Here is a 26399-nt window from a genome sequence, read left to right as displayed (position 1 = left end):
TCTTACGGGGTCGGGGTCGTTGTTTCAGAACAACACAGTGGACGCGAGCAACTGAGGACAAGCCCTCGGCCTATTAGTACCGGTCAACTCCACCCCTCACAGGGCTTCCATATCCGGCCTATCAACCCAGTCGTCTACTGGGAGCCTTACCCTCTCAAGGAGGTGGGAGTGCTCATCTCGAAGCAGGCTTCCCGCTTAGATGCTTTCAGCGGTTATCCCTCCCGAACGTAGCCAACCAGCCATGCCCTTGGCAGAACAACTGGCACACCAGAGGTTCGTCCGTCCCGGTCCTCTCGTACTAGGGACAGCCCTTCTCAACACTCCTACGCGCACAGCGGATAGGGACCGAACTGTCTCACGACGTTCTAAACCCAGCTCGCGTACCGCTTTAATGGGCGAACAGCCCAACCCTTGGGACCTACTCCAGCCCCAGGATGCGACGAGCCGACATCGAGGTGCCAAACCATCCCGTCGATATGGACTCTTGGGGAAGATCAGCCTGTTATCCCCGGGGTACCTTTTATCCGTTGAGCGACGGCGCTTCCACAAGCCACCGCCGGATCACTAGTCCCTACTTTCGTACCTGCTCGACCCGTCAGTCTCACAGTCAAGCTCCCTTGTGCACTTACACTCAACACCTGATTGCCAACCAGGCTGAGGGAACCTTTGGGCGCCTCCGTTACCCTTTAGGAGGCAACCGCCCCAGTTAAACTACCCACCAGACACTGTCCCTGATCCGGATCACGGACCCAGGTTAGACATCCAGCACGACCAGAGTGGTATTTCAACGGCGACTCCACAACAACTGGCGTTGCTGCTTCACAGTCTCCCACCTATCCTACACAAGCCGAACCGAACACCAATATCAAGCTATAGTAAAGGTCCCGGGGTCTTTCCGTCCTGCTGCGCGAAACGAGCATCTTTACTCGTAATGCAATTTCACCGGGCCTATGGTTGAGACAGTCGAGAAGTCGTTACGCCATTCGTGCAGGTCGGAACTTACCCGACAAGGAATTTCGCTACCTTAGGATGGTTATAGTTACCACCGCCGTTTACTGGCGCTTAAGTTCTCAGCTTCGCCCAGACGAATCTGAGCTAACCGGTCCCCTTAACGTTCCAGCACCGGGCAGGCGTCAGTCCGTATACATCGCCTTACGGCTTCGCACGGACCTGTGTTTTTAGTAAACAGTCGCTTCTCGCTGGTCTCTGCGGCCACCCCCAGCTCAAGGCGCAAGGCCCGTCACCAGGAATGGCCCCCCTTCTCCCGAAGTTACGGGGGCATTTTGCCGAGTTCCTTAACCATAGTTCACCCGAACGCCTCGGTATTCTCTACCTGACCACCTGAGTCGGTTTGGGGTACGGGCCGCCATGAAACTCGCTAGAGGCTTTTCTCGACAGCATAGGATCATCCACTTCACCACAATCGGCTCGGCATCAGGTCTCAGACTATATGTGAGGCGGATTTGCCTACCCCACGTCCTACACCCTTACCCCGGGACAACCACCGCCCGGGCTGGACTACCTTCCTGCGTCACCCCATCGCTCACCTACTACCCCGTTGGGCCACCGGCTCCACCACTTCCCTTTGCCCGAAGGCTCCGGGACGGCTTCACGGGCTTAGCATCAGAAGGTTCAGCGTTGGCGCTTCAAAGCGGGTACGGGAATATCAACCCGTTGTCCATCGACTACGCCTGTCGGCCTCGCCTTAGGTCCCGACTTACCCTGGGCAGATCAGCTTGACCCAGGAACCCTTGGTCAATCGGCGCAAGAGTTTCCCACTCTTGTATCGCTACTCATGCCTGCATTCTCACTCGTATACCGTCCACGACTCGATTCCTCGGCCGCTTCACCCGGCACACGACGCTCCCCTACCCATCACAGCAGGCGTTGGCCCTATTCGCTGCAATGACACGACTTCGGTGGTGTGCTTGAGCCCCGCTACATTGTCGGCGCGGAATCACTTGACCAGTGAGCTATTACGCACTCTTTCAAGGGTGGCTGCTTCTAAGCCAACCTCCTGGTTGTCTCTGCGACTCCACATCCTTTCCCACTTAGCACACGCTTAGGGACCTTAGTCGGTGTTCTGGGCTGTTTCCCTCTCGACCATGGAGCTTATCCCCCACAGTCTCACTGCCACGCTCTCACTTACCGGCATTCGGAGTTTGGCTAAGGTCAGTAACCCGGTAAGGCCCATCGCCTATCCAGTGCTCTACCTCCGGCAAGAAACACGTGACGCTGCACCTAAATGCATTTCGGGGAGAACCAGCTATCACGGAGTTTGATTGGCCTTTCACCCCTAACCACAGGTCATCCCCCAGGTTTTCAACCCTGGTGGGTTCGGTCCTCCACACGGTCTTACCCGCGCTTCAACCTGCCCATGGCTAGATCACTCCGCTTCGGGTCTTGGGCATGCAACTCAAACGCCCTATTCGGACTCGCTTTCGCTACGGCTACCCCACACGGGTTAACCTCGCTACACACCGCAAACTCGCAGGCTCATTCTTCAAAAGGCACGCAGTCACGGCCCACCAGCAAGCTGGCGAACGACGCTCCCACGGCTTGTAGGCACACGGTTTCAGGTACTATTTCACTCCGCTCCCGCGGTACTTTTCACCATTCCCTCACGGTACTATCCGCTATCGGTCACCAGGGAATATTTAGGCTTAGCGGGTGGTCCCGCCAGATTCACACGGGATTTCTCGGGCCCCGTGCTACTTGGGAGATGAGCAAGCAAGCCGTACAGATTTCGTCTACGGGGGTCTTACCCTCTACGCCGGACCTTTCGCATGTCCTTCGACTACCCATACGGTTTCTGACTCGCCCAGCCGCCGGCAGACGACTGAAGCTCATTCCCACAACCCCGTATTGGCAACCCCTGCCGGGTCTCACACCAATACGGTTTAGCCTCATCCAGTTTCGCTCGCCACTACTCCCGGAATCACGGTTGTTTTCTCTTCCTGCGGGTACTGAGATGTTTCACTTCCCCGCGTTCCCTCCACACTGCCTATGTGTTCAGCAGCGGGTGACAGCCCATGACGACTGCCGGGTTTCCCCATTCGGACACCCCCGGATCAAAGCTCGGTTGACAGCTCCCCGGGGCCTATCGCGGCCTCCCACGTCCTTCATCGGTTCCTGGTGCCAAGGCATCCACCGTGCGCCCTTAAAAACTTGGCCACAGATGCTCGCGTCCACTGTGCAGTTCTCAAACAACGACCAGTCACACACCCTCAACGATCCCGAAGGACCATCTCAAGTGAGGCCGGCATCCTTGAGGCAACTTCCGTTCCCTCAGGACCCAACAACGTGCCCGACACAACCAGAACCAGACTCTCTCTTCCACGCCGAAGCAGTACTAGGAGACCAAGCCCTCGCTGTGCCGAATAGTCAACGTTCCACCCATGAGCAACCGTGCAGAACATTCGCCTGCAAGCGGCCATGTGCTCCTTAGAAAGGAGGTGATCCAGCCGCACCTTCCGGTACGGCTACCTTGTTACGACTTCGTCCCAATCGCTGGTCCCACCTTCGACGGCTCCATCCCTTACGGGTTAGGCCACCGGCTTCGGGTGTTACCGACTTTCGTGACGTGACGGGCGGTGTGTACAAGGCCCGGGAACGTATTCACCGCAGCATGCTGATCTGCGATTACTAGCAACTCCAACTTCATGGGGTCGAGTTGCAGACCCCAATCCGAACTGAGGCCGGCTTTTTGGGATTCGCTCCGCCTCACGGCATCGCAGCCCTTTGTACCGACCATTGTAGCACGTGTGCAGCCCAAGACATAAGGGGCATGATGATTTGACGTCGTCCCCACCTTCCTCCGAGTTGACCCCGGCAGTCTCCTGTGAGTCCCCGACATTACTCGCTGGCAACACAGAACAAGGGTTGCGCTCGTTGCGGGACTTAACCCAACATCTCACGACACGAGCTGACGACAACCATGCACCACCTGTATACCGACCACAAGGGGGCACCTGTCTCCAGGTGTTTCCGGCATATGTCAAGCCTTGGTAAGGTTCTTCGCGTTGCGTCGAATTAAGCCACATGCTCCGCTGCTTGTGCGGGCCCCCGTCAATTCCTTTGAGTTTTAGCCTTGCGGCCGTACTCCCCAGGCGGGGAACTTAATGCGTTAGCTGCGGCACCGACGACGTGGAATGTCGCCAACACCTAGTTCCCAACGTTTACGGCGTGGACTACCAGGGTATCTAATCCTGTTCGCTCCCCACGCTTTCGCTCCTCAGCGTCAGTAATGGCCCAGAGATCCGCCTTCGCCACCGGTGTTCCTCCTGATATCTGCGCATTTCACCGCTACACCAGGAATTCCGATCTCCCCTACCACACTCTAGCCTGCCCGTATCGAATGCAGACCCGGGGTTAAGCCCCGGGCTTTCACATCCGACGCGACAGGCCGCCTACGAGCTCTTTACGCCCAATAATTCCGGACAACGCTCGCACCCTACGTATTACCGCGGCTGCTGGCACGTAGTTAGCCGGTGCTTCTTCTGCAGGTACCGTCACTTGCGCTTCTTCCCTGCTGAAAGAGGTTTACAACCCGAAGGCCGTCATCCCTCACGCGGCGTCGCTGCATCAGGCTTTCGCCCATTGTGCAATATTCCCCACTGCTGCCTCCCGTAGGAGTCTGGGCCGTGTCTCAGTCCCAGTGTGGCCGGTCGCCCTCTCAGGCCGGCTACCCGTCGTCGCCTTGGTAGGCCATTACCCCACCAACAAGCTGATAGGCCGCGGGCTCATCCTGCACCGCCGGAGCTTTCCACCAACCCCCATGCGGAGGAAGGTCGTATCCGGTATTAGACCCCGTTTCCAGGGCTTGTCCCAGAGTGCAGGGCAGATTGCCCACGTGTTACTCACCCGTTCGCCACTGATCCACCCCGAAGGGCTTCACCGTTCGACTTGCATGTGTTAAGCACGCCGCCAGCGTTCGTCCTGAGCCAGGATCAAACTCTCCGTGAATGTTTACCCGTAATCGGGTCCACACCCGCGTTGAGCGGCACGGCAACCACCGGAATAGGGTGATCCCGCGCACTGCGTCCTCGCTAGTGTTTGTTTCAAAAGGAATCTCCAACCCCGATCGCAATGACCGAGGCCGGGGATGTCAACATATCTGGCGTTGACTTTTGGCACGCTGTTGAGTTCTCAAGGAACGGACGCTTCCTTCGGACCGCCTTCCAGCGGGCCCTCCGGGCGCTTCGTTCTTTCGTGTTTCCAGCTTATCAGATGTTTTCCGCTCCGTTTTCCGGAGTTTCATTCATCCGATTTGGCTCTCGCCTTTCGGCGCTCCCGAACTCTATCAGAGTTTCTCGGTCCGTTTTCCCGGCCGTTCTCGAATTCGCATTCGAGGACTTCCTTGGGGCTCGTCCCGTGGGGCAACCCGGAGAACATTACGCACCGGGTCGCCCCACGTCAAACCAGCGGCGCCGGTCAGACCTCGACGACGACCGGCAGGATCATCGGCCGGCGGCGGTAGTTGTCCGCGACCCACTTGCCGATGGTCCGGCGGACGAGCTGCTGCACCTGGCGGGGCTCCAGCACGCCGTCGCTCGCCGAGCGGTCCAGGGCCTCCTGGAGCTTGGCGACGACCGGCGCGAAGGCGTTGTCGTCGATGCCGGAACCGCGGGCCTGGATGGTCGGGCCGCCGACGATCTTGCCGTTGGTCGAGTCGACCGCGACGAAGACCGAGATGAAGCCCTCCTCGCCGAGGATCCTGCGGTCCTTGAGCGAGGCCTCGGTGATGTCGCCGACCGAGGAGCCGTCCACGTAGACGTAGCCGGCCTGCACCTTGCCGACGATCCGGGCGACGCCCTTCTCCAGGTCGACGCAGACGCCGTCCTCGGCGATGACCACGCGGTTGCGCGGCACGCCGGTCGCGATGCCCAGGTCGGCGGCGGCCCGCAGGTGGCGCCATTCGCCGTGGACCGGCATCAGGTTGCGCGGCTTGCAGATGTTGAAGAAGTACAGCAGCTCACCGGCCGAGGCGTGGCCGGAGACGTGCACCTTGGCGTTGCCCTTGTGCACGACCTTGGCGCCCCAGCGGGTCAGGCCGTTGATCACGCGGTAGACGGCGTTCTCGTTGCCCGGGATGAGCGAGGACGCCAGGACGACGGTGTCGCCCTCGACGATGCGGATCTGGTGGTCGCGGTTGGCCATCCGGGACAGTGCCGCCATCGGCTCGCCCTGCGAGCCGGTGCAGATGAGCACGACCTCCTTGTCCGGGAGGTCGTCCAGCTGCTTGACGTCCACGACCATGTTGCCGGGGACCTTCAGATAGCCGAGGTCACGGGCGATGCCCATGTTGCGGACCATGGAGCGGCCGACGAAGGCGACCTTGCGCTTGTACTCGTGGGCGGCGTCCAGCACCTGCTGGATGCGGTGCACGTGGCTGGCGAAGGAGGCGACGATGATGCGCTTGTCGGCGTTGGCGAAGACGTTCCGCAGCGCCGCCGAGATGTCCCGCTCGTGCGGGATGAAGCCGGGGACCTCGGCGTTGGTGGAGTCCACCAGCAGCAGGTCCATGCCCTCCTCGGCCAGCTTGGCGAAGGTCGGCAGGTCGGTGAGGCGGCCGTCCAGCGGCAGCTGGTCCATCTTGAAGTCGCCGGTGGCCACGACCATGCCGGCGGGGGTGCGGACGGCCACGGCGAGGGCGTCCGGGATGGAGTGGTTGACCGCGATGAACTCGCAGTCGAAGGGGCCGATGCGCTCGCGCTCGCCCTCCTTCACCTCCAGCACGTACGGCCGGATGCGGTGCTCGGCGAGCTTGGCCTCGATCAGGGCGAGGGTCAGCTTCGAACCGATCAGCGGGATGTCCGGGTTCTCCCGGAGGAGGAACGGGACGGCCCCGATGTGGTCCTCGTGCCCGTGGGTGAGGACGATGCCGTCGATCTTGTCGAGGCGGTCCCGGATGTAGGTGAAGTCCGGGAGGATCAGGTCCACGCCGGGCTGCTCGTCCTCGGGGAAGAGGACGCCGCAGTCGACGATCAGGATGCGGCCGCCGTACTCGAAGACCGTCATGTTGCGGCCGATCTCGCCGAGGCCGCCGAGCGGAGTGATGCGGAGGGCGCCCTCCTTCAGGGCCGGGGGCGCGCCGAGTTCGGGATGCGGGTGGCTCAAAAGACTCTCCTCACGACGCACGCCATATGCCCGGGGTCCTCCCCCTGGAGACATATGGCGTGCGTACTCAGTGTCGTTTTCCTACTGGGTCGGTGCTCTCGCGCCTTCGGTCCGGTCCAGCGGCGGACCCGGGCGGGTCCGGCGAGCCGGGGCGCGCACGTCTGTGTCTGCTACAGGTGTACCCCGCCGGCGGCGAGATCCTGCTTCAATCGGTCGATCTCCTCGGGCGTCGCGCCGACCAGCGGCAGCCGCAGCGGCCCGGCCGGCAGGCCCTGGAGGTCCAGCGCGGCCTTGCTGAGGATCACGCCCTGGGTGCGGAACATACCGGTGAACACCGGCAGCAGGCCCTGGTGGATCGCGGTGGCCTTGGCCACATCGCCGCCCAGGTAGGCCTCGATCATCGACTTCAGCTCACCGGCCACCACGTGCCCGACGACGCTGACCACGCCGACGGCTCCGACGGACAGCAGCGGCAGGTTGAGGATGTCGTCGCCGGAGTACCAGGCGAGGTCGGAGCGGGCGATCGCCCAGGCCGCGGCGCCCAGGTCGCCCTTGGCGTCCTTGTTGGCGACGATCCGCGGGTGCTCGCCCAGCCGGACCAGGGTCTCGTGGCTCAGCGCGACCCCGCTGCGGCCCGGGATGTCGTACGCCATGACCGGCAGGCCGGTCGCGTCGGCGACCTGCGTGAAGTGCCGGTACAGGCCCTCCTGCGGGGGCTTGTTGTAGTACGGCGTGACGACCAGCAGCCCGTGCGCCCCGGCGGCCTCCGCCTGCCGGGCCAGCTCGACGCTGTGGTGGGTGTCGTTGGTGCCGGCCCCGGCCACCACGTGGGCGCGATCCCCGACCGCCTCCACCACGGCGCGGACGAGCTGGGCCTTCTCGGCGTCGCTGGTGGTCGGGGACTCACCGGTGGTGCCGTTGACGACGAGGCCGTCGTTCCCGGAGTCGACGAGGTGCGTGGCGAGGCGCTGGGCGCCGTCGAGGTCGAGTGCGCCGTCGGCGGTGAACGGAGTGACCATCGCGGTCAGCACCCGGCCGAACGGCGTCTGGGGGGTGGAGGTCGGAGCCATGCGTCCAAAGCTACTCGTAGGCGGTGGGACGGTACCCATGCCGGTCCATGGTTCGGACAGGTGGAGCAGGCCGAGGGCGGGGAGGTGGGACCCCGGTGCTGCCCGCTCGGGGGTTCAGGCAGCACCGGGATCCGTGGTCACGAATGTAGGGAGCGGCTAGAAAAGCCGCAATCCAGACATGCCCGACACCCTGCCCATATGCCTGTCGCCCCAGGTCAGGGGGCGACTCGGCCGTGCTTCTCGAAGGCCGCATGGGTGAGCGGCATGAGCTGAGCCCACTGCTCCTCCATCTGCTCGGCGACCATCTCGATCTCGCGCTGCGGGAAGGACGGAACCGCCGAGTTCTCCCTCCGGGTGCGCAGCGAGAGGAAGTGCATCAGCGAGCGGGCGTTGCAGGTCGCGTACATCGAGGAGAACAGGCCGACGGGCAGCACCGCGCGGGCCACCTCTCGGGCCACGCCGGCCGCCAGCATCTCCTGGTAGCGGGCGTAGGACTCGCGGTAGGCGGCCTCCATCGCCCCCGTGGTGGTCCTGTGCTGCTCGGGGGTGCCCTCGTGGAACTCGTACTTGCCCGGGCGGCCCTGCTGGACCAGCTTGCGGTCCTCGGACGGCACGTAGAAGACCGGCTCGAGCTCGCGGTAGCGGCCGGACTCCTCGTTGTACGACCAGCCGCTGCGGTGCCGGTGGAACTCGCGGAACACGAAGATCGGCGCGCTGATGAAGAAGGTCATCGAGTTGTGCTCGAAGGGCGTGCCGTGACGGTCGCGCATCAGGAAGTTGATCAGGCCCCTGGACTTCTCCGGGTCCTGCTGGAGCGCCTCCAGGGACTGCTCCCCCGCGGTCGACACCCGGGCCGACCAGATGACGTCCGAGTCCGCGGCGGCGCTGCGGACCAGCTCCACCGTCACGTCGCTGCGGAAGCTGGGGGCCGTCGGTTCGTCGCTCACGCGTTACTCCTTGCGGGTTCGGTGCTGTGCAGCTTGATGGCGTGCTGCATGGTCTTGCGGGCGCGCGGGGTGTCGCCGGCGTCGGCGTAGGCCACGGCGAGGCGGAACCAGACCCGCCAGTCGCCGGGCGCGGCCTCCGCCTCGGTCCGGCGGCGGGCGAACACCGCGTCGGCCGAGGCCCGGTCGATCCGCCCGCCGGTGGTGCGCTTCAGCTCGTCCACCGGCAGGCCGCCCTCGGCCTCCAGCTCCCGGGCGAGCTGCTCGCTGGCCCGGCCGAAGCGGACGGTCTGGCGCAGGAACCAGACGCCGATCAGCGGGATCACGAAGGCGCACAGGCCGATGCCGATGCCGAGCGGCTTGCCAGTGGCGATCAGCTGGACGCCCTCCCCCACGCAGAGCAGGGCGACCAGCAACAGCACGCCGGACAGGACGAAGAAACCGGTACGGGAGGTCATGAGTGACTCACAGGTCCAGGAAGTGTTCGAGGCCGAAGGTCAGCCCCGGGGTCTCGACGACCTTGCGCACGCCCAGCAGGATGCCCGGCATGAAGCTGCTGTGGTGCAGCGAGTCGTGCCGGATGGTGAGCGTCTCGCCGGTGTCGCCGAACATCACCTGCTGGTGGGCGAGCAGGCCGCGCAGCCGTACGGCGTGCACGGGCACCCCGTCCACGTCGGCGCCGCGCGCGCCGGGCAGGCTGTGGGTGGTCGGGTCCTGCTGCTTCGGGCGCCCGGCCTCGGCGCGGGCGGCGGCGATCAGCTGGGCGGTGCGGGTGGCGGTGCCGCTGGGGGCGTCGGCCTTGCGGTCGTGGTGCAGTTCGACCACCTCGACCGACTCGAAGTACCGGGCGGCGATCTGGGAGAACTTCATGCCGAGGATCGCGCCGATGGAGAAGTTCGGGGCGATCAGCAGCCCGAGGTCCGGGGCGTCCGCCAGCCAGCCGCGGACGGTGGCGAGCCGCTCGTCCGTCCAGCCGGTGGTGCCGGTGACCACGTGGATGCCGTTGTGGACGCAGTAGTCGAGGTTGCCCATCACCGAGTCCGGGTGGGTCAGTTCGACGGCGACCTGGGCCCCGGACTCGGTCAGCTCCTCCAGCTTCGACCCGCGGCCGAGGGCGGCCGCCAGCTCCAGGTCCGGCGCGGCCTCGACGGCCTTGACGGCCTCGGAGCCGATCCGTCCCTTGGCGCCGATCACGGCGACACGCAGCGTCATAGCGAAGTTCCTCTCAACACCGGCCGGTCTCAGACCAGCAGATCGGCGAGCTTGGCGGCCCGCTTGTCGTTGACCGGACCGATCAGCGCCAGCGACGGCCGGTACGCGCCCAGCACATCACGGGCCACCGCGTGGACGTCCTCCAGGGTCACCGCCGCGATCCGCTCCAGCATGTCGTCCACCGACAGGTGGTGCCCGTAGCTGAGTTCGGCCTTGCCGATCCGGTTCATCAGCGAGCCGGTGTCCTCCATGCCGAGCACGGTGGATCCGGAGATCTGCCCGATCGCGCGTTGCAGCTCCTCCTCGGTGATGCCGTCGGCGACCACCTTGGCCAGCTCCTCGCGGCAGATCCGCAGCACCTCCTCGACCCGCTTGGGCTGGCAGCCGGCGTATATGCCGAACAGGCCGCTGTCCGCGTAGGAGGAGGAGTACGAGTAGACCGAGTACGCCAGGCCGCGCTTCTCCCGGACCTCCTGGAACAGCCGGGAGCTCATCCCGCCGCCCAGGGCCGCGTTGAGCACGCCCATCGCCCAGCGGCGCTCGTCGTGCCGGGGCACCCCGGGCACGCCCAGCACCAGATGGGCCTGCTCGGTGGAGCGGTTGAGCACCTCCACCTTGCCGGCCGTACGCAGCGCCTTGATTCCGCGGCGGGCCTCGGCGGGCGCCGCGGTGGAGCGGGCCAGCACCGGGGCGAAGGCCCGTTCGACCTGCTTGACCACCTTGCGGTGGTCGAGGTTGCCGGCCGCGGCGACGACCAGGTTCTCTGGGCGGTAGCGGCGGTGGTAGAAGCCGGCGATCTGGTCCCGGGTGAGGGCCTTGATGGTCTCCTGGGTGCCGAGGATCGGGCGGCCGAGCGGGCCGCTGCCGTAGATCACCTTGGCGAACAGGTCGTGGACCACGTCGCCCGGGTCGTCCTCGGCCATCGCCATCTCCTCGAGGATGACGCCGCGTTCGGCGTCGACGTCCTCGGGGCGGATCAGCGAGCCGGTGAGCATGTCGCAGACCACGTCGATGGCCAGCGGCAGGTCGGTGTCCAGGACCCGGGCGTAGTAACAGGTGTTCTCCTTCGCGGTGAAGGCGTTCATCTCGCCGCCGACCGCGTCCAGGGCCGCCGAGATGTCCAGCGCGCTGCGCCGCTCGGTGCCCTTGAAGAGCAGGTGCTCCAGGTAGTGGGTCGCGCCGTTGAGCTGCGGGGTCTCGTCCCGCGAGCCGACGCCGACCCAGATGCCGAAGGTCGCGGAGCGCACCGTCGGCAGGGTCTCGGTGACGACCCGCAGGCCGCCGGGCAGGACGGAGCGGCGCACCGTGCCGGCGCCGTCGACGCCCTTGAGCAGGGTCCGGGTGCTGCCGGGACGCTGCTTTACCGCCGGGGCCTGGGCCACGGTGGGTACCTCCAGAGGAAACGCACGTGGATGGCACGTGCGGACGAACGCGTGGACAACGGGGTGCGGCCCGCACGCCGGGAGGCGTACGGGCCGCAAGGGTCAGCTAGCGGCGCTTCACTCGGAAGCGGCCTCGCCGGCTTCCTCGCCCTCGATGACCGGGATCAGGGAGAGCTTGCCGCGCGGGTCGATCTCGGCGATCTCGACCTGCACCTTGGCGCCGACGCCGAGGACGTCCTCGACGTTCTCCACGCGCTTGCCGCCGGCCAGCTTGCGGATCTGCGAGATGTGCAGCAGGCCGTCCTTGCCCGGCATGAGCGAGACGAACGCGCCGAACGTCGTGGTCTTGACCACGGTGCCCAGGTAGCGCTCGCCGACCTCCGGCATGGTCGGGTTGGCGATCTGGTTGATCGTGGTGCGGGCGGCCTCGGCGGCCGGGCCGTCGGCGGCACCGATGTAGATGGTGCCGTCGTCCTCGATCGTGATCTCGGCGCCGGTGTCCTCCTGGATCTGGTTGATCATCTTGCCCTTGGGGCCGATGACCTCGCCGATCTTGTCCACCGGGATCTTGATGGTGATGATGCGCGGCGCGTTCGGGGACATCTCGTCGGGAGAGTCGATGGCCTCGTTCATCACGTCGAGGATGTGCAGGCGGGCGTCGCGGGCCTGCTTCAGCGCGGCGGCCAGCACGGAGGCCGGGATGCCGTTCAGCTTGGTGTCCAGCTGCAGCGCGGTGATGAAGTTGCGGGTACCGGCGACCTTGAAGTCCATGTCGCCGTACGCGTCCTCGGCGCCCAGGATGTCGGTCAGCGCGACGTAGTGGGTCTCACCGTCGATCTCCTGGGAGATCAGGCCCATGGCGATGCCGGCGACGGCGGCCTTCAGCGGCACACCGGCGTTCAGCAGCGACATGGTCGAGGCGCAGACCGAGCCCATCGAGGTGGAGCCGTTGGAGCCGAGCGCCTCGGAGACCTGGCGGATGGCGTACGGGAACTCCTCGCGGGTCGGCAGGACCGGCAGGATGGCGCGCTCGGCCAGGGCGCCGTGGCCGATCTCGCGGCGCTTGGGCGAGCCCACGCGGCCGGTCTCGCCGACCGAGTACGGCGGGAAGTTGTAGTTGTGCATGTAGCGGCGACGCGTCTCCGGGGAGAGCGTGTCGAGCTGCTGCTCCATCCGGAGCATGTTCAGCGTGGTGACGCCCAGGATCTGGGTCTCGCCGCGCTCGAACAGCGCCGAGCCGTGGACGCGCGGGATGGCCTCGACCTCGGCGGCCAGGGTGCGGATGTCGGTGACGCCGCGGCCGTCGATGCGGACCTTGTCCTTGATGACGCGCTCGCGGACGATCTTCTTGGTCAGCGCGTTGTAGGCGGCGCTGATCTCCTTCTCGCGGCCCTCGAACTCGGGGAGCAGCTTCTCGGCCGCGACGGCCTTGACGCGGTCCAGCTCGTTGTTGCGCTCCTGCTTGCCCGGGATGGTCAGGGCCTGGGCCAGCTCGTCCTTGACGGCGGCGGTCAGCGCGGCGAGGACGTCGTCCTGGTAGTCCAGGAAGACCGGGAACTCGGCGGTCGGCTTGGCGGCCTGGGCGGCCAGCTGCGACTGCGCGGCGCACAGCACCTTGATGAACGGCTTGGCGGCCTCCAGGCCGGAGGCGACGACCTCTTCGGTCGGCGCCTCGGCGCCGCCCTCGACCAGCTTGATGGTCTTGTCGGTGGCCTCGGCCTCGACCATCATGATCGCGACGTCGCCGTCCGGCAGGACACGACCGGCGACGACCATGTCGAAGACGGCCGACTCCAGCTCGCTGTGGGTCGGGAAGGCGACCCACTGGCCCTTGATCAGCGCGACGCGCACGCCGCCGATCGGGCCGGAGAACGGCAGGCCCGCCAGCTGGGTGGAGGCGGAGGCGGCGTTGATGGCGACCACGTCGTACAGGTGGTCGGGGTTGAGCGCCATCACGGTGCAGACGACCTGGACCTCGTTGCGCAGGCCCTTGACGAAGGACGGGCGCAGCGGGCGGTCGATCAGGCGGCAGGTGAGGATCGCGTCCTCGGAGGGCCGGCCCTCACGACGGAAGAACGAGCCGGGGATGCGGCCGGCGGCGTACATCCGCTCCTCGACGTCCACGGTCAGCGGGAAGAAGTCGAAGTGCTCCTTCGGCTGCTTGGACGCGCTGGTGGCCGACAGCACCATGGTGTCGTCGTCCAGGTAGGCCACGGCGGAGCCGGCGGCCTGACGGGCCAGACGGCCGGTCTCGAAGCGGATGGTACGGGTGCCGAAGGAACCGTTGTCGATAACGGCCTCGGCGTAGAACACGTTCTCTTCCACCTGGAAGATCTCCTCTTTCGTACGTCTCCGGGAGAGCGTCCCCGCGCGCTGCCTCGTGGTGGCCCTGGAGCCCTCCAACCAGGGAGGGCGGCAGTCGGGCCGGTCTTCGATCGAAGCCTCCGGGGCGCCCCGCTCTGCGGCGGGGGTTCCGGGGGCCACTACCGAGGACCGGCGCCTCACGGCTGCCGGGCCGGGACGGGCGGTCCGCGTCTGGACGCTCTCTCGGATGCGGGCGGCTTCCGTTTGAAGCCTTCGTCCCGCGGGGGTCCGGGCTTGCTGCCCGGGTGGCGCGCTGCTGCGCCATCACCCGGCATGCCCACAACCCTACGGTGCAATCCTCGGCCACCTGGGGAGGTGCGCGCGAGTTGTTATGTCCGGGTGCCGCGGCCGAACCGCCGCGGCATACGCGCGAGGGGCGGCTCCCCGGTGTGGGGAGCCGCCCCGAGCGGCGGTCTTAGCGGGCGCCGCCGGCGGCACCGCGGCGGATGCCCAGGCGGTCGACGAGCGTACGGAAGCGCTCGATGTCCTTCTTGGCCAGGTACTGCAGGAGGCGGCGGCGCTGGCCGACCAGGATCAGCAGGCCACGACGCGAGTGGTGGTCGTGCTTGTGGAACTTGAGGTGCTCGGTCAGGTCCGAGATGCGGCGGGAGAGCATGGCGACCTGGACCTCGGGGGAGCCGGTGTCGCCCTCCTTCTGGCCGAACTCGGCGATGATCTGCTTCTTGACGTCAGAGGCGAGAGCCACTGCAACTCCTTCGGGGTCTACCGAGCGGTCCTGGTCGACAGCACAGGACTCTGCGAGAACTCGGTGTCGGTGAGCGCGGCCGGTGGTCGGCTGCCCCTGGGGGCGGACACACGGCTGCGCTCGGAGGCCAAGCGTACCAGTGCCGCCCACCACGCCGGTCGGCGGGTGGGCGGCGGGTGGGCGGCGGGCGTCCCGGGGGTCAGCCGGTGGCGCCGCGGACCAGCCGGTAGATGTTCAGGACGGCGAGCGCCAGCGGGACCAGCGAGATCAGGGTGAGGCTGTCGACCAGGTCCAGGATGCGCCCCCAGAACGGGGAGACACCGAGCCGGGGCACCACCAGGGCGATGGCGGTGAGCAGCGCGGCGCCGAAGGCGATGGAGGCGGCCAGCCAGATGGTGCGCAGGTCCAGGTCGGTGCCGGCGCCGGCGGTGCGCAGGATGAACTGCGGGGTGTGCAGGGACAGCCCGACGATCAGCAGGCACAGGCCGAGCAGCCCGGCCGCGGTGAGGCTGAGGACCTGCGCGGTGTAGCGGAACAGCCGGGCACGCAGCATGGTGGCGATGCCCAGGGCGAGCGCCAGCAGCTCGGGGAAGGTGCGGTCGGTGAAGGAGAGGACGGCGCAGGCGCCGACCACGACCGCGGCGCAGCCGCCGACCAGCCCCACCAGCACCTCGTGGCCGCGGCGGGCCTGGTGGGCGATGCGCTCGTACTGGACGGCCTCGGCGCGCTCGGCCTCCTCGTCGTAGTCGCGACTGCGGGTGCGGGTCTGGCCGGGGGCGCTGAAGCCGACCGGCAGCCGGGCGAAGCGGGCGGAGAGGCTGGGCAGGAAGCCGACCGCGGCGACGGCGGCGACGCCGGTGACGGCGGCGATGTTCCCGGCCGGGGTGTCCGGCATCAGCACGGCCGCGAAGGTGGCGAGGGCGCCGGCGGTGGCGACGAAGGCGGCGGCGACGAACACCGCGTCCATCGTGGGCAGCAGTCCGGCGAGCAGCACGGCGATCACCAGGACGGTGACGCAGCCGGTCAGGAACTGCAGCCGGCCTGGGCCGTCCCACTTGTGGGCGACGGCGATGATGCCGCTGCCGGCGATCAGGGCGTGCGGCAGGGCGCCGAGGCCGAGCGCGACGGCGGCGGGGGCGTCCCCGTAGACCCGGGCGCGGACCCCGGCGAGCGCGGTGAGCACGACGGCGGTGACGCCGGCCAGCACGCCGGGCAGGCTGTGCATGTCGTGGCGCAGGTCGGAGAACCAGAGCGCGAAGCCGAGCAGGGTGAGCAGCACCCCGGTGCCGATCAGGCCGAAGCCGCGCATGAGATCGACGGTCCAGAACCGGCGGTCGGCCTCGACGGCGCTGGCGATGGCGTCGGCGACGTCGTCGTAGACGGCGGGCGGCAGGGACTCGGCGAAGGGGCGCAGCGCCAGCAGGTCACCGTCGCGGACCTGCTGGGCGGCCAGCGAGAGGCTGCTGTCGAGCACGGTGCCGTCGCGGCGGACCAGGTGGAAGCCGGTGGGGGTGCCGTCGGGCTGGCTCTGGTTGGCCAGGCGCAGCACCTCGGGATAGACGTCGGCGAGTGCGACGTCCTCGGGCAGGGCGACGTCGATCCGGCGGTCCGGGGCGACGACGGTCACCCGGCAGTAGCCCGTGGCGGCGGCAGAAGTCACGGCCGCACCTCGATCCTTCGACGCACTTTGGCGCTCCCCCTGTGGTTGACGGTGCCGCGGCACGCGGCGCGCGGTCTGGCTGTGGAACCGGCCCGGCCGGGCCGCGAGTTGGCGCGGCGTTACCCTACCCGCTCGGTCCGTGCCCGGCTCCGCTGCGGGGCGGGGCCCGGCGGGCGGTACGAGGACCGACCGTTAGTATCGGCGCCTGCGCACGGTGGTACGGGGGCTGCGCTGTGTGGGGCGTCCTCAGTCTCGCGAACCCGTACCGGAGCGGGCGCAGTCGCGTGAGGGCTGATGCCGAAGTGATCGATCGACGCCGCGGGGTGGATGACGCATGGGTGTGATCATGGTCAAGCGACCGGCCAGGGCGTACCCGCCGACGGTGCCGGACGAGCCGGTGGAGCTGGTCAGCCCGCCCGAACTGCCCCGGCAGGGCGGCGAGGACTGGCTGATGAGCATCCTGCCGATGCTCGGCATGGGCGGTTCGGCGGTGTTCTTCTTCTCGCCGGGCGCGGCCGCCCCGATGAAGATCATGGGCGGTCTGATGATCGTCTCCACGGTCGGCATGGTCCTGGCCCAGATCGTGCGGGCCCGTAAGGGCGGTTCGACCGCGATGGCGGACGAGCGGCGCGACTACCTCAAGTACCTTCAGCAGACCCGGCGCCAGGTGCGCCGCACGGCGGAGAGCCAGCGCGGCGCGCTGCTGTTCCTGAACCCGGCGCCGGACCAGTTGTGGTCGATCGTCGAGGACGGCCGGCGGCTGTGGGAGCGGCGGACGGGGGACGGCGACTTCGCGCAGATCCGGGTGGGCCTCGGGCCGGTGCAGCTGTCCACCCCGCTGGTGGCGCCGCAAACGGCGCCGATGGACGAGCTGGAGCCGCTGTCGGCGGCCGCGATGCACTCCTTCCTGAAGGCCCACGGCACCCTCCAGGACCTGCCGTTGGCGGTCTCGCTGCGGGCGTTCTACCACATCACGGTGTGCGGGGACCCGGACTCGGTGTACGGCAACGTGCGCGCGATGATCGCCCAACTGACCACCCTGCACTCGCCGGACGACCTGCTGGTCGCGGTCGCCGCGGCGCCCGGCGCGGCCGAGGAGTGGGACTGGACCAAGTGGCTGCCGCACAACCAGCACCGCAAGGAGGCGGACGGCGCGGGCTCGCGCCGGCTGAGCGCCCACGACCTGGGCGAGCTGGAGTACCTGCTGCAGGACGAGCTGTCCGGCCGCCAGCGCTTCGTCCGGGACGCGGCGCCCGCGGCGGACCAGCCGCACCTGGTGGTCATCATGGACGGCGCCGGGGTGCCGCACGACTCGGTGCTGGCCGGCCCCGAGGGCGTGCAGGGGGTGACCGTCATCGAGGTCGTCCCGGGTGAGGTGGACGAGCCGAGCGGGCACCTGATGGTGACGGTCAGCCCGCAGGAGCTGGTGCTGCGTTCGGCCTCGGGGGCGACGTACGCCGGCAAGCCGGACCTGCTCTCGCTGTGGCAGTCCGAGGCGCTGGCGCGGCAGTTGGCGCCGTACCGGGCCTCGGCCGGCGGGGACGACGAGCCGCTGCTGTCCAACCTGGACTTCACCGACATGATGAACTCGGGCGACCCGGGCTCCTTCGACGTGGCCCGCAGCTGGCGCCCGCGCGCCCAGCACGAGCGGATGCGGGTGCCGATCGGTGTCGGTGCCAACGGCGAGCACGTCTACCTGGACATCAAGGAGGCCGCGCTGGAGGGCATGGGCCCGCACGGCCTGTGCGTGGGCGCGACCGGTTCCGGCAAGTCGGAGCTGCTGCGCACGCTGGTGCTCGCGCTGGCGATGACCCACTCCTCGGAGACGCTGAACTTCGTGCTCGCCGACTTCAAGGGCGGCGCGACCTTCCTCGGCATGGCGGACATGCCGCACACCTCCGCGGTGATCACCAACCTGGAGGGCGAGCTCACCCTGGTCGACCGCATGCGCGACGCGATCGAGGGCGAGCTGCACCGGCGCCAGGAGCTGCTGCACCGCTCCGGCAACTACGCCAACATCCACGAGTACGAGCGGGCCCGGGCGGCCGGCGCGGCGCTGGACCCGCTGCCCTCGCTGGTGCTGATCATCGACGAGTTCTCCGAACTCCTCTCCGCCAAGCCCGACTTCATCGAGATGTTCATCCAGATCGGCCGGATCGGCCGCTCCCTGGGCGTGCACCTCCTGCTGGCCTCGCAGCGCCTGGAGGAGGGCAAGCTGCGCGGCCTGGACACCTACCTCTCGTACCGGATCGGTCTGCGCACCTTCTCGGCGGCCGAGTCGCGGGCCGCGATCGGCGTGCCGGACGCCTACCACCTGCCGCCGGTGCCGGGCGTCGGCTACCTGAAGTTCGGCGAGGACGTGATGGACCGGTTCAAGGCCGCCTACGTCTCGGGGCCGTACCGGGCGCCGGGCCAGCAGCGGTCGACCGGCGGACGGCGGGTGAACGCCCAGCCGGTCGCGTTCACCTCCGCGTTCGTCGACCTGCCCCCGGAGCCGGTGGAGGAGGAGGCCCCGCAGGCACCGGAGCAGGACGACGCGCTGGTGGACACCGTGCTGGACGTCTTCGTCCAGCGGATGGCCGGCCAGGGCCCGGCCGCGCACCAGGTGTGGCTGCCGCCGCTGGACGAGGCGCCCAGCATCGACCACCTGCTGCCGCCGCTGCAGGTCGTCCCGGAACGCGGGCTGACCGCGCCGGGCTACCCGGGCGGCCGGCTGCGGGCGCCGATCGGCATCGTGGACAAGCCGCGCGAACAGAAGACCGACATCCTGGAGGTCGACTTCTCCGGGGCGGCCGGCCACGGCCTGATCGTGGGCGGCCCCCGCTCGGGCAAGTCGACCGTGCTGCGCACCATGACGGCCGCCTTCGGCCTCACCCACACCCCGCGCGAGGTGCAGTTCTACCTGCTGGACTTCGGCGCGGGCAGCTTCCAGTCGCTGACCGGCCTGCCGCACGTCGGCGGGGTCGCCGGGCGCCTGGACGTGGACAAGGTGCGCCGGATGGTCTCCGAGGTGCACGGGGTGATGAACCGGCGCGAGGAGCTGTTCCGGGCGACCGGCATCGACACCATCGCGACCTACCGGGCCCGCCGGGCGGCCGGCCAGCTGCCGGACGAGGCCTTCGGGGACGTCTTCCTGATGATCGACGGCTGGAACACCTTCAAGCAGGAGTTCGAGGGGCTGGAGCCGGTCATCGGCGACATCGCCCAGCGCGGCCTCGGCTACGGCGTCCACCTGGTGATCACCGCGGCCCGGTACGCCGAGGTGCGCCCGGCGCTGAAGGACCTGCTGCAGAACCGGGTCGAGCTGAAGCTCGGTGACGCGATGGAGTCCGAGGTGGACCGCCGGGTGGCGCAGAACGTCCCGCCGCTGGCCGGGCGCGGCATCACCGCGGAGCGGCTGCACTTCCTGGGCGGCCTCCCCCGGCTGGACGGCTCCTCCTCGGTGGAGGACCTCCAGGACGGCGTGGCCGGGCTGGTCACCGCGGTCGACGGAGCCTGGACCGGCCCCCGCGCCCCGCAGGTGCGGATGCTGCCGGCCGTCCTGGACGGGAACTCGCTGCCGAAGGGCTTCGAGCACCCGGAGCGCGGCCTGTCCTTCGGCGTGGACGAGGCCGAGCTGGCGCCGGTGTTCGTCAACTTCGAGACCGACCCGCTGTTCATCGTGTTCGGTGACACCGAGTCCGGGAAGTCGGCGCTGCTGCGCATGCTGATCAAGCAGATCACCGAGCGCTACACCCCGGACCAGGCGGGCATCGTGGTCGGCGACTACCGGCGCGCGCTGCTGGGCACCGTGCCGCAGGAGTACCTGGTGGAGTACGCGGCCGCCCAGCCGTCCATGGCCGCCGTCGTGGACATGCTGCGCGGGGCCTGCGCCCGCCGCCTGCCCGGCCCGGACGTGACCGCCGAGCAGCTGCGCAACCGCAGCTGGTACAGCGGCAAGGACATGTTCGTGATCGTCGACGACTACGAGCTGGTCGCGACCAGTTCGGGCAACCCGCTGGCGCCGCTGGCCGAGTTCCTGCCGTTCGCCCGGGACATCGGCCTGCGGGTGATCGTGGCCCGCAGCGCGGGCGGCGCCGGGCGCTCGATGTACGAGCCGGTGATGCAGCGGATGCGCGAGCTGGGCGGGCAGGGCGTCATCCTGTCCGGCAACCGGGACGAGGGCGCGCTGCTGGGGACGGTCAAGCCGCAGGCGCTGCCACCGGGCCGCGGGATCTACGTGTCACGCCGTGCGACCAACGGGCAGATGGTCCAGACGGGCTGGCTGCCGGTGCAGTGACCGGCCGCGCGAGCGGGCCTTGGCTACGTACGGTGATCAAAGGGGTCGGACTCGTCGGAGTCCGACCCCTTCGTCGTCCCAGGTGCTGAAACGTTACTTAGTTCTTTCCGGGCGAGGGCTGCGGTTCTCGTACCCCCCTGGGCAGTTGCCGCACGACCGGCTGACACCTCTCGTGTCGTCTCCAGCCCAGGCTGTTGCCTTCGAAAGATGGAATGCAGCGCGGAGTTCACCTTTGATTCATGCCCGATGCAGCCAAAGTAACAAGTCGGACAAACGGCGCCATGACTTTAAGTGATCATCGGATCGCATGATTATGCCCTTCGACGCAACGGATTCCGAAGCAGTTCCGGCGTTGACGCAATCAATACGCCCACGGTTCCATGGCGGCCCGGGAGCGACCGGAACAGACCCGAGCAAACAGCCAGCGGAGGCGATACCGCTCCCGTCCCAGGACCGCACAGAGCCGATCGGAATCCAGATGACCGACACGCTTCGCCCGCCACAGAACGTCACCGCCACGGCGGACGGGGTCGCGCCCCAGCAGCTCAAGCGCTCGATCGGCGTCGTGGGCGGCACCCTGCTCACGCTGTCCTGCGTCACCCCGGCCTCGACGCTCTTCGTGATCGTGCCGCAGCTGTTCTCCAGCATCGGCAGCGCCACCGCCCTGGCCATCGGCATCGGCTCGGTGCTCTGCGTCGCGGTCGCGTTCTGCTACTCGGAGCTCGGCACCCTGATCCCCAGCGCCGGCGGCGAGTACGCCATGGTCGGCACCCTGGCCGGGCGGCTCGCGGGCTGGCTGGTCTTCATCCAGTCGCTCATCGTGGTGATGATCGTCCCCTCGGTCATCGCCCTCGGCACCGCCGACTACCTGGCGCCCGTCCTGCACGTCGACAAGCCGATCGCCGGCGCCGCCGTGATGCTGGCCGCCACCCTGGCCGGCCTGCTCGACCTGCGCGCCAACGCCTGGATCACCGGCATCTTCCTGGTCCTGGAGGTCATCGCGGCCGGCGTGGTGTCGGTGCTCGGCTTCGCCCACACCAACGCCCACCACCCGAGCCTGCTGCACGGCCTGGTCTCCACCGACGGCGGCGCCGCCGGCCCGGTCGGCATCGGCGCCATCATCGGCGCGCTCGGCATCGCCCTGTTCGCCACCCAGGGCTTCTCCACCGCCGTCTACCTGTCCGAGGAGCTGGAGAACCCCCGCCGCACCGTCTCCCGCACCGTGCTGTGGACCCTCGGCCTCTCCAGCGCCATCATCCTGGTCCCGGTCGCCGCCATCACCATGGGCGCCCCCGACCTGCAGACCCTGACCTCCGGCGACATCCCCGGCATGGTCACCGCGTGGAGCAACTCCGCGGTCGGCACCTTCATCAGCCTCTGCATCGCGCTGGCCATCATCAACGCCGGCATCGTCATGGTCATCCAGAACTCCCGGGTGCTGTTCGCCTCCGCCCGTGACAAGGCCTGGCCCGAGCCGGTCAACAAGGCCTTCGGCACCCTCGGCCGCTTCGGCTCCCCGTGGATCGCCACCCTGGCCGTCGGCCTGCCCGGCGCCGCCCTCTGCTTCGTCAAGGGCGAGCTGCTCAGCAACATCACCGGCGTCGCCGTCACCGCGATGTACCTGCTCGTCGCCATCGCCTCGCTGCTCTCCCGCCGCGGCCACCACAAGCACGCCGCCGCCTGGCGGATGCCGCTGTGGCCGGCCGTCCCGGCGCTGCTGATCGTCGTCCTGGTCTACGTCATGACCCAGCTGGACGCCGAACCGCTGCTGTGGACCGGCGGCATCACCGCCCTCGCCACCCTCTACTGGCTGTTCTACCTGCGCCCCCGGCAGGCCACCCGCTGGGTGATCAGCCTCCCCGAGGACCAGCGGGACTGACCCCCCACTCCCCCACACCCACCCCCACACGGCGGTGCCCCGGGCCCTCCCCCAGGCCCGGGGCACCGCCACGTCCGTGGCCGCTACTTCCTGGGCTTCCACTCCGGGCTGGTGGCGATCGCCTTCAGCTGGTCCAGGCTGAGCAGCGGCTTGCCGGTCGGCGGCTCGCCGACCTGGACGAGGATGCCGTTCCGCACGACCTCGGCCATCGGCGCCCCCTTCGGGTTGGCCGTCCCGGGGCCGTAGAGCTTGAGCTGACCGCCCTCGGGCAGCGTGGTCGCGCCCTGGGACCCGTCCTTCGCCTCCCCCGTCTGCCCGGTCAGCTTCTGCATCCGCACGACCAGCGAGCCGGTGGCGCCGCCCTGGGCGAGCTCGACGTTCATGACGACCTCGTTGCCGTCGACCTTGGTCGTGCTCACCCCGGCGGGCAGCAGCCGGGTGAGGATCGCCTGCCGGTCCTGCAGGGACACCCCGGTGCTCAGGGCCGCGTAGTCGACACCGTCGGGCTTGACCGCCGCCACGATCCGGTCCCAGGACTTGTCGGTCACGATCGCCTTGAGCTGGTCCAGGGTGAGCGGCGGGTTGGGACGGCTGTCGGGCGCGCCCTTCTCCTGCGGCGAGTTCCACTCGCTGAGGTTGATCTCCCGGCCGTCGGGCCCGGTCAGCGACGCCATCCACTCCTTGGTGGTGGCGCGGTGGTCCGGGTACTCGTAGCCCTCGCTGAGGTACAGCTTGGAGCCGTCCGCCAGGGTGGTGACCGAGCAGGCGTCGAGTTGACCGGGCTTGAGCTCGGGGCACGACCGGTCCTGGCTCTGGCCCGGGCGGTGCTTCTGGACGCCGAGCATGAGGAGCGACTTGCCGGCGCCGTCGTCGAACACCAGCTGGGCGCCCACGTAGGTGCCCTTGAGCTGGGGGTCGTCGGTGCCGCGGCCGCCGGCCTCGGTGATCCCGCCCCTGGGCAGCAGGGCCTTGAAGGTGGACAGCACCTCGTCGCCGGAGACCGTCGCGGCCGCGGTGGGGGTGGGGGTGCCCGGGCCGGCGGAGGCCGGGGTCAGGGCGGCGGCCGAGGCGGAGGGGGCGGCGGCCACCGTGGCCGTGCCGCCGGACGGCGAACCGTTGCCCGTCAGGTACACCGCGCCGGTGCCCACCAGAGCCAGGGCGGCGGCACCCCCCACCACCGCGGCGGTCGAACGGCGGCGCCAGCGGCGGCGGCCGCGCTGGTAACCGCCCGCGACCAGCCCGGCCTGGTCGGTCCGATCGGGGCGGAAGCCCTCGCCGGTACGGGTGAGGGCGTAGAGAAGATCGTCTTCGAACTTGTCCGGCTCGGACATGGCGGATCACCGTCTCCTTGCGTCGCGGAAGTGCCAGAGAAAGGGGGGTGAGCAGGGCGTTCCCACTGCGCGGAACGCCGCGGAACTTGCGGAACGTGTCAGCGGGCGGCGAGTTCGGCCAGCGAGTCGCCGAGCAGGGTGCGCAGCCGGGCCAGCGCCCGGGTGGTCCTGGTCCGGACCGCGCCGGAGGACGACCGCAGCACCTCGGCGGTCTCCTCGACGCTGCGGTCCTCCCAGTAGCGCAGCACCAGCACGGCCCGGTCCTTCGCCGACATCCGCCCGAGCGCGTCGAGCAGGGTCAGCCGCAGACTGCTGTCCGCGTCGTGCCCCTCCCGCTCCGGCAGGGTCTCGGTCGGGCGCTCGCCGCTGGAACGGCGTCGCTGCTGGGCGATGAAGGTGCGCACCATCACCGTGTGGGTGTAGGCCGCCGGGTTCTCGATGCGGTTCCGGCCGCCGGTGAAGGCGCTGCGCCGCCAGAGCACGTACATCCGGCTGAGGGCCTCCTGCACGAGGTCCTCGGCGTAGTGGGTGTCGCCGCTGGTGAGCAGACAGGCCGAGCGGTAGAGGTGGCCGGTGCGGCTGGAGACGAGTTCCAGGAACTCGGCGTCCTTGGTCTCGCGACCGCCCCTCGTCCACCCCATCGCCCGTCGCTCCCCCGCGTCCGTGTGCCCCTGACACCTGATGGATGCGGTGAACGGGCGCCGGTGTTACAGGCGTTCCGCGGGTTCTTCAGTCGGCGGACCCGCGGCGCTGGTCGCGCAGCACGACGCCCCCGCCGATCAGCAGGGCGACCAGCAGCGCCCCGGCGCCGACAACGTAGGTGGCGGTGCGGCCGTCGCGGTCGGCCTGGGTCTCGCCGATGCCGACCGGCGCCGGCACGATCGGGGCCGAGGCCAGCTGCACCGGGGCGTCCGGGGCGGCCTCGGACGGCGGGTTCTCGGGCGCCTTGGTGACGGCCTTCACCGGATCCACCACGCCCCAGCCGATGAACTCGTTCGGGCCGCGCTCGGTGCGCTGGGCGGACTGCTCGATCCAGGCCCGTACCTGGGCCGGCGTCCACTTCGGGTGGGCGCCGACCAGCAGGGCGGCGAGCCCGGCGACGTACGGGGCGGCGAAGCTGGTGCCGTTGTCCACGCACTGGCCGCCGCCGGGCACCGTCGAGAGCATCTCGACGCCGGGCGCGGCGACCTTCACGAAGGAGCCGTACTGCGAGAACGGCGCGCGCTCGTTGTTGCGGTCGGAGGCGCCCACGGACAGCACGGTCGGGAAGGCGCCCGGGTAGGTGTCGCCCTCCTTGCCGTCGTTACCGCTGGAGGCGACCACCACGATCTTGTTCTGCTCGGCCCGCTCGACGGCGGCCTTGAGGTCCGCGTAGCCGCCGAACCGGGCGTCGCCGGCGCCGCGCACGTCCTGCGAGATGTTGATGACCTGGACGTGGTTGTCGATCGCGTCGTTGATGGCCTTGGTGAGGGTGGAGACGTCGCCGTTGCCCTCGCTGTCGTTCTGCCGGATCGCGTAGATCCTGGCGTCGGGGGCCAGTCCGACGAAACCGGTCCGGTCGCTGCGGCTCGCGGCGATGATGCCGGCCACCTTGGTGCCGTGGCCGACGGTGTCGTTCTTGGAGGTGCCGTCGACCGGCTTGTTGTTCTGCTTGTCGAACAACAGGCTGGGGCCCGCGTCCACCTTGCCGGCCAGTTGCGGGTTGCCGTCGTCCACCCCGGTGTCGATGACCGCGACCCGCACGCCGCTGCCGGTGGTCTTCCCGCCCTGCCACAACTCGTCCAGCAGCAGCCGCTGGAGGGACCACGGCACGGTCTGCACGTCGGGGGCGGGCCTGGGGCAGTCACCGGCGGAGGCCAGCCCGGGCCCGTCCGCGTACGCCGGGGCGGTCAGCGGGCCGCCCAGCACCACGAGCGCGGCCAGCGCCGCGGCCGTCCTACGGAACCCGCGTCCGGACACCCTGCCACCCCTCATGTTCTCCACCCCGTGCCGCGCCACGCGCCGAAGGGCGGGTGCCCGGAAGCCCGGGTACCCGCCCCTGCTGTTCCCGTCCGGGAACGGTCGATCAGCCCTGCCAGAGACCGGCGTTCTTCTTCTCGGTCTGCTGGTAGCTCTGCGCGGCGCTCTCCAGCGAGCTGGAGATCTTGGCGCAGGTGTCCTTCAGGTCCTGGGCGGAGTTGTCCCACTTGGCCTGCTGGGCGTTGTAGCCCTGCTGGGCCTGGCCCTGCCAGCCCTGGGAGATCTTGACGACCTCCTTGCGCAGGTCGGACAGCATCTGCTCGATCTTGTTGGCCGAGTTCTGCACGTCCTGCGACGCCTGGTGCAGGGTCTGGAAGTTGACGAGAATGTGGTCGGACACAATGTCTCCTTGACGAAGATGCGGAGCACCCGGCGCTCAGCCGCGGGCACCCCGGCGGGCGGACGGTCGGAACAGAGTGGTGATCAGCGCTTCG

At 68.6% G+C, this 26399-nt stretch carries 15 protein-coding genes and 2 rRNA genes; 2 read left to right on the top strand and 15 right to left on the bottom strand.

Annotated elements, in window-relative coordinates; all coding sequences use genetic code 11:
* Positions 1 to 53 precede the first annotated feature (53 nt).
* From BOQ63_RS29210 to eccD, 11 genes are all read right to left on the bottom strand, one after another.
* A 23S ribosomal RNA gene (locus BOQ63_RS29210) occupies positions 54 to 3174 on the bottom strand.
* A 274-nt stretch (positions 3175 to 3448) separates the two neighbouring features.
* Positions 3449 to 4965, bottom strand: a 16S ribosomal RNA gene (locus BOQ63_RS29205).
* Together the 16S and 23S rRNA genes form the textbook arrangement of a ribosomal RNA operon.
* Positions 4966 to 5433: 468 nt before the next feature.
* Positions 5434 to 7119, bottom strand: a complete 1686-nt coding sequence (locus tag BOQ63_RS29200) for a ribonuclease J (protein WP_030289916.1) — start codon at positions 7117 to 7119, stop codon at positions 5434 to 5436.
* A 170-nt stretch (positions 7120 to 7289) separates the two neighbouring features.
* Complete coding sequence (gene dapA, locus BOQ63_RS29195; RefSeq protein WP_030289915.1) at positions 7290 to 8189, bottom strand: 4-hydroxy-tetrahydrodipicolinate synthase; 900 nt, start codon at positions 8187 to 8189, stop codon at positions 7290 to 7292.
* A gap of 215 nt (positions 8190 to 8404) precedes the next feature.
* Complete coding sequence (thyX, locus tag BOQ63_RS29190; RefSeq protein ID WP_030289914.1) at positions 8405 to 9136, bottom strand: FAD-dependent thymidylate synthase; 732 nt, start codon at positions 9134 to 9136, stop codon at positions 8405 to 8407.
* Positions 9133 to 9591, bottom strand: a complete 459-nt coding sequence (locus BOQ63_RS29185; protein WP_030289913.1) for a tetratricopeptide repeat protein — start codon at positions 9589 to 9591, stop codon at positions 9133 to 9135. Before BOQ63_RS29185 ends, thyX begins: the two co-directional genes overlap by 4 nt.
* Before the next feature lie 7 nt (positions 9592 to 9598).
* Positions 9599 to 10345, bottom strand: a complete 747-nt coding sequence (dapB, locus tag BOQ63_RS29180) for a 4-hydroxy-tetrahydrodipicolinate reductase (protein WP_030557089.1) — start codon at positions 10343 to 10345, stop codon at positions 9599 to 9601.
* 29 nt (positions 10346 to 10374) lie between these two features.
* Positions 10375 to 11727, bottom strand: coding sequence for a M16 family metallopeptidase (locus BOQ63_RS29175; RefSeq protein ID WP_223886066.1), 1353 nt, complete (start codon positions 11725 to 11727; stop codon positions 10375 to 10377).
* A gap of 117 nt (positions 11728 to 11844) precedes the next feature.
* The gene (locus BOQ63_RS29170; RefSeq protein WP_030289910.1) at positions 11845 to 14052 is read right to left on the bottom strand and encodes a polyribonucleotide nucleotidyltransferase; all 2208 of its coding nucleotides are present in this window, start codon (positions 14050 to 14052) and stop codon (positions 11845 to 11847) included.
* Positions 14053 to 14506: 454 nt separating this feature from the next.
* Positions 14507 to 14797 carry a 30S ribosomal protein S15 gene (gene rpsO, locus BOQ63_RS29165; RefSeq protein WP_030289909.1) on the bottom strand — a complete coding sequence of 97 codons (291 nt, stop codon included), beginning with the start codon at positions 14795 to 14797 and terminating at the stop codon, positions 14507 to 14509.
* Positions 14798 to 14996: 199 nt separating this feature from the next.
* Complete coding sequence (eccD, locus tag BOQ63_RS29160) at positions 14997 to 16457, bottom strand: type VII secretion integral membrane protein EccD (RefSeq protein ID WP_030557092.1); 1461 nt, start codon at positions 16455 to 16457, stop codon at positions 14997 to 14999.
* A gap of 334 nt (positions 16458 to 16791) precedes the next feature.
* On the opposite strand from eccD, the gene BOQ63_RS29155 reads away from it, so the two are divergent.
* Both BOQ63_RS29155 and BOQ63_RS29150 read left to right on the top strand, forming a co-directional pair.
* Positions 16792 to 20736 carry a type VII secretion protein EccC gene (locus BOQ63_RS29155; RefSeq protein ID WP_030289907.1) on the top strand — a complete coding sequence of 1315 codons (3945 nt, stop codon included), beginning with the start codon at positions 16792 to 16794 and terminating at the stop codon, positions 20734 to 20736.
* Positions 20737 to 21214: 478 nt separating this feature from the next.
* Positions 21215 to 22615 (top strand): APC family permease, encoded by a 1401-nt coding sequence (locus tag BOQ63_RS29150; protein ID WP_072655218.1) that lies wholly within the window; start codon positions 21215 to 21217, stop codon positions 22613 to 22615.
* A gap of 83 nt (positions 22616 to 22698) precedes the next feature.
* On the opposite strand, the gene BOQ63_RS29145 is transcribed toward BOQ63_RS29150, so the two are convergent.
* The 4 genes from BOQ63_RS29145 to BOQ63_RS29130 form a co-directional block, all read right to left on the bottom strand.
* Positions 22699 to 23946: a hypothetical protein gene (locus BOQ63_RS29145; RefSeq protein WP_072655217.1), complete on the bottom strand. Its 1248-nt coding sequence runs from the start codon at positions 23944 to 23946 to the stop codon at positions 22699 to 22701.
* Positions 23947 to 24044: 98 nt separating this feature from the next.
* Positions 24045 to 24587, bottom strand: a complete 543-nt coding sequence (locus BOQ63_RS29140) for a SigE family RNA polymerase sigma factor (RefSeq protein ID WP_030289904.1) — start codon at positions 24585 to 24587, stop codon at positions 24045 to 24047.
* Between the two features lie 88 nt (positions 24588 to 24675).
* Positions 24676 to 25920 (bottom strand): type VII secretion-associated serine protease mycosin, encoded by a 1245-nt coding sequence (mycP, locus tag BOQ63_RS29135; RefSeq protein WP_030289902.1) that lies wholly within the window; start codon positions 25918 to 25920, stop codon positions 24676 to 24678.
* A gap of 91 nt (positions 25921 to 26011) precedes the next feature.
* Positions 26012 to 26305, bottom strand: coding sequence for a WXG100 family type VII secretion target (locus BOQ63_RS29130; RefSeq protein ID WP_030289901.1), 294 nt, complete (start codon positions 26303 to 26305; stop codon positions 26012 to 26014).
* Between the last annotated feature and the right edge of the window lie 94 nt (positions 26306 to 26399).

It is taken from the genome of Streptomyces viridifaciens (assembly GCF_001888885.2).
GTDB classification, from domain to species: domain Bacteria; phylum Actinomycetota; class Actinomycetes; order Streptomycetales; family Streptomycetaceae; genus Kitasatospora; species Kitasatospora aureofaciens.
The sequence above is the reverse complement of the archived record's forward strand: the minus strand, read 5'-3'. Positions and strand labels throughout refer to the sequence as shown.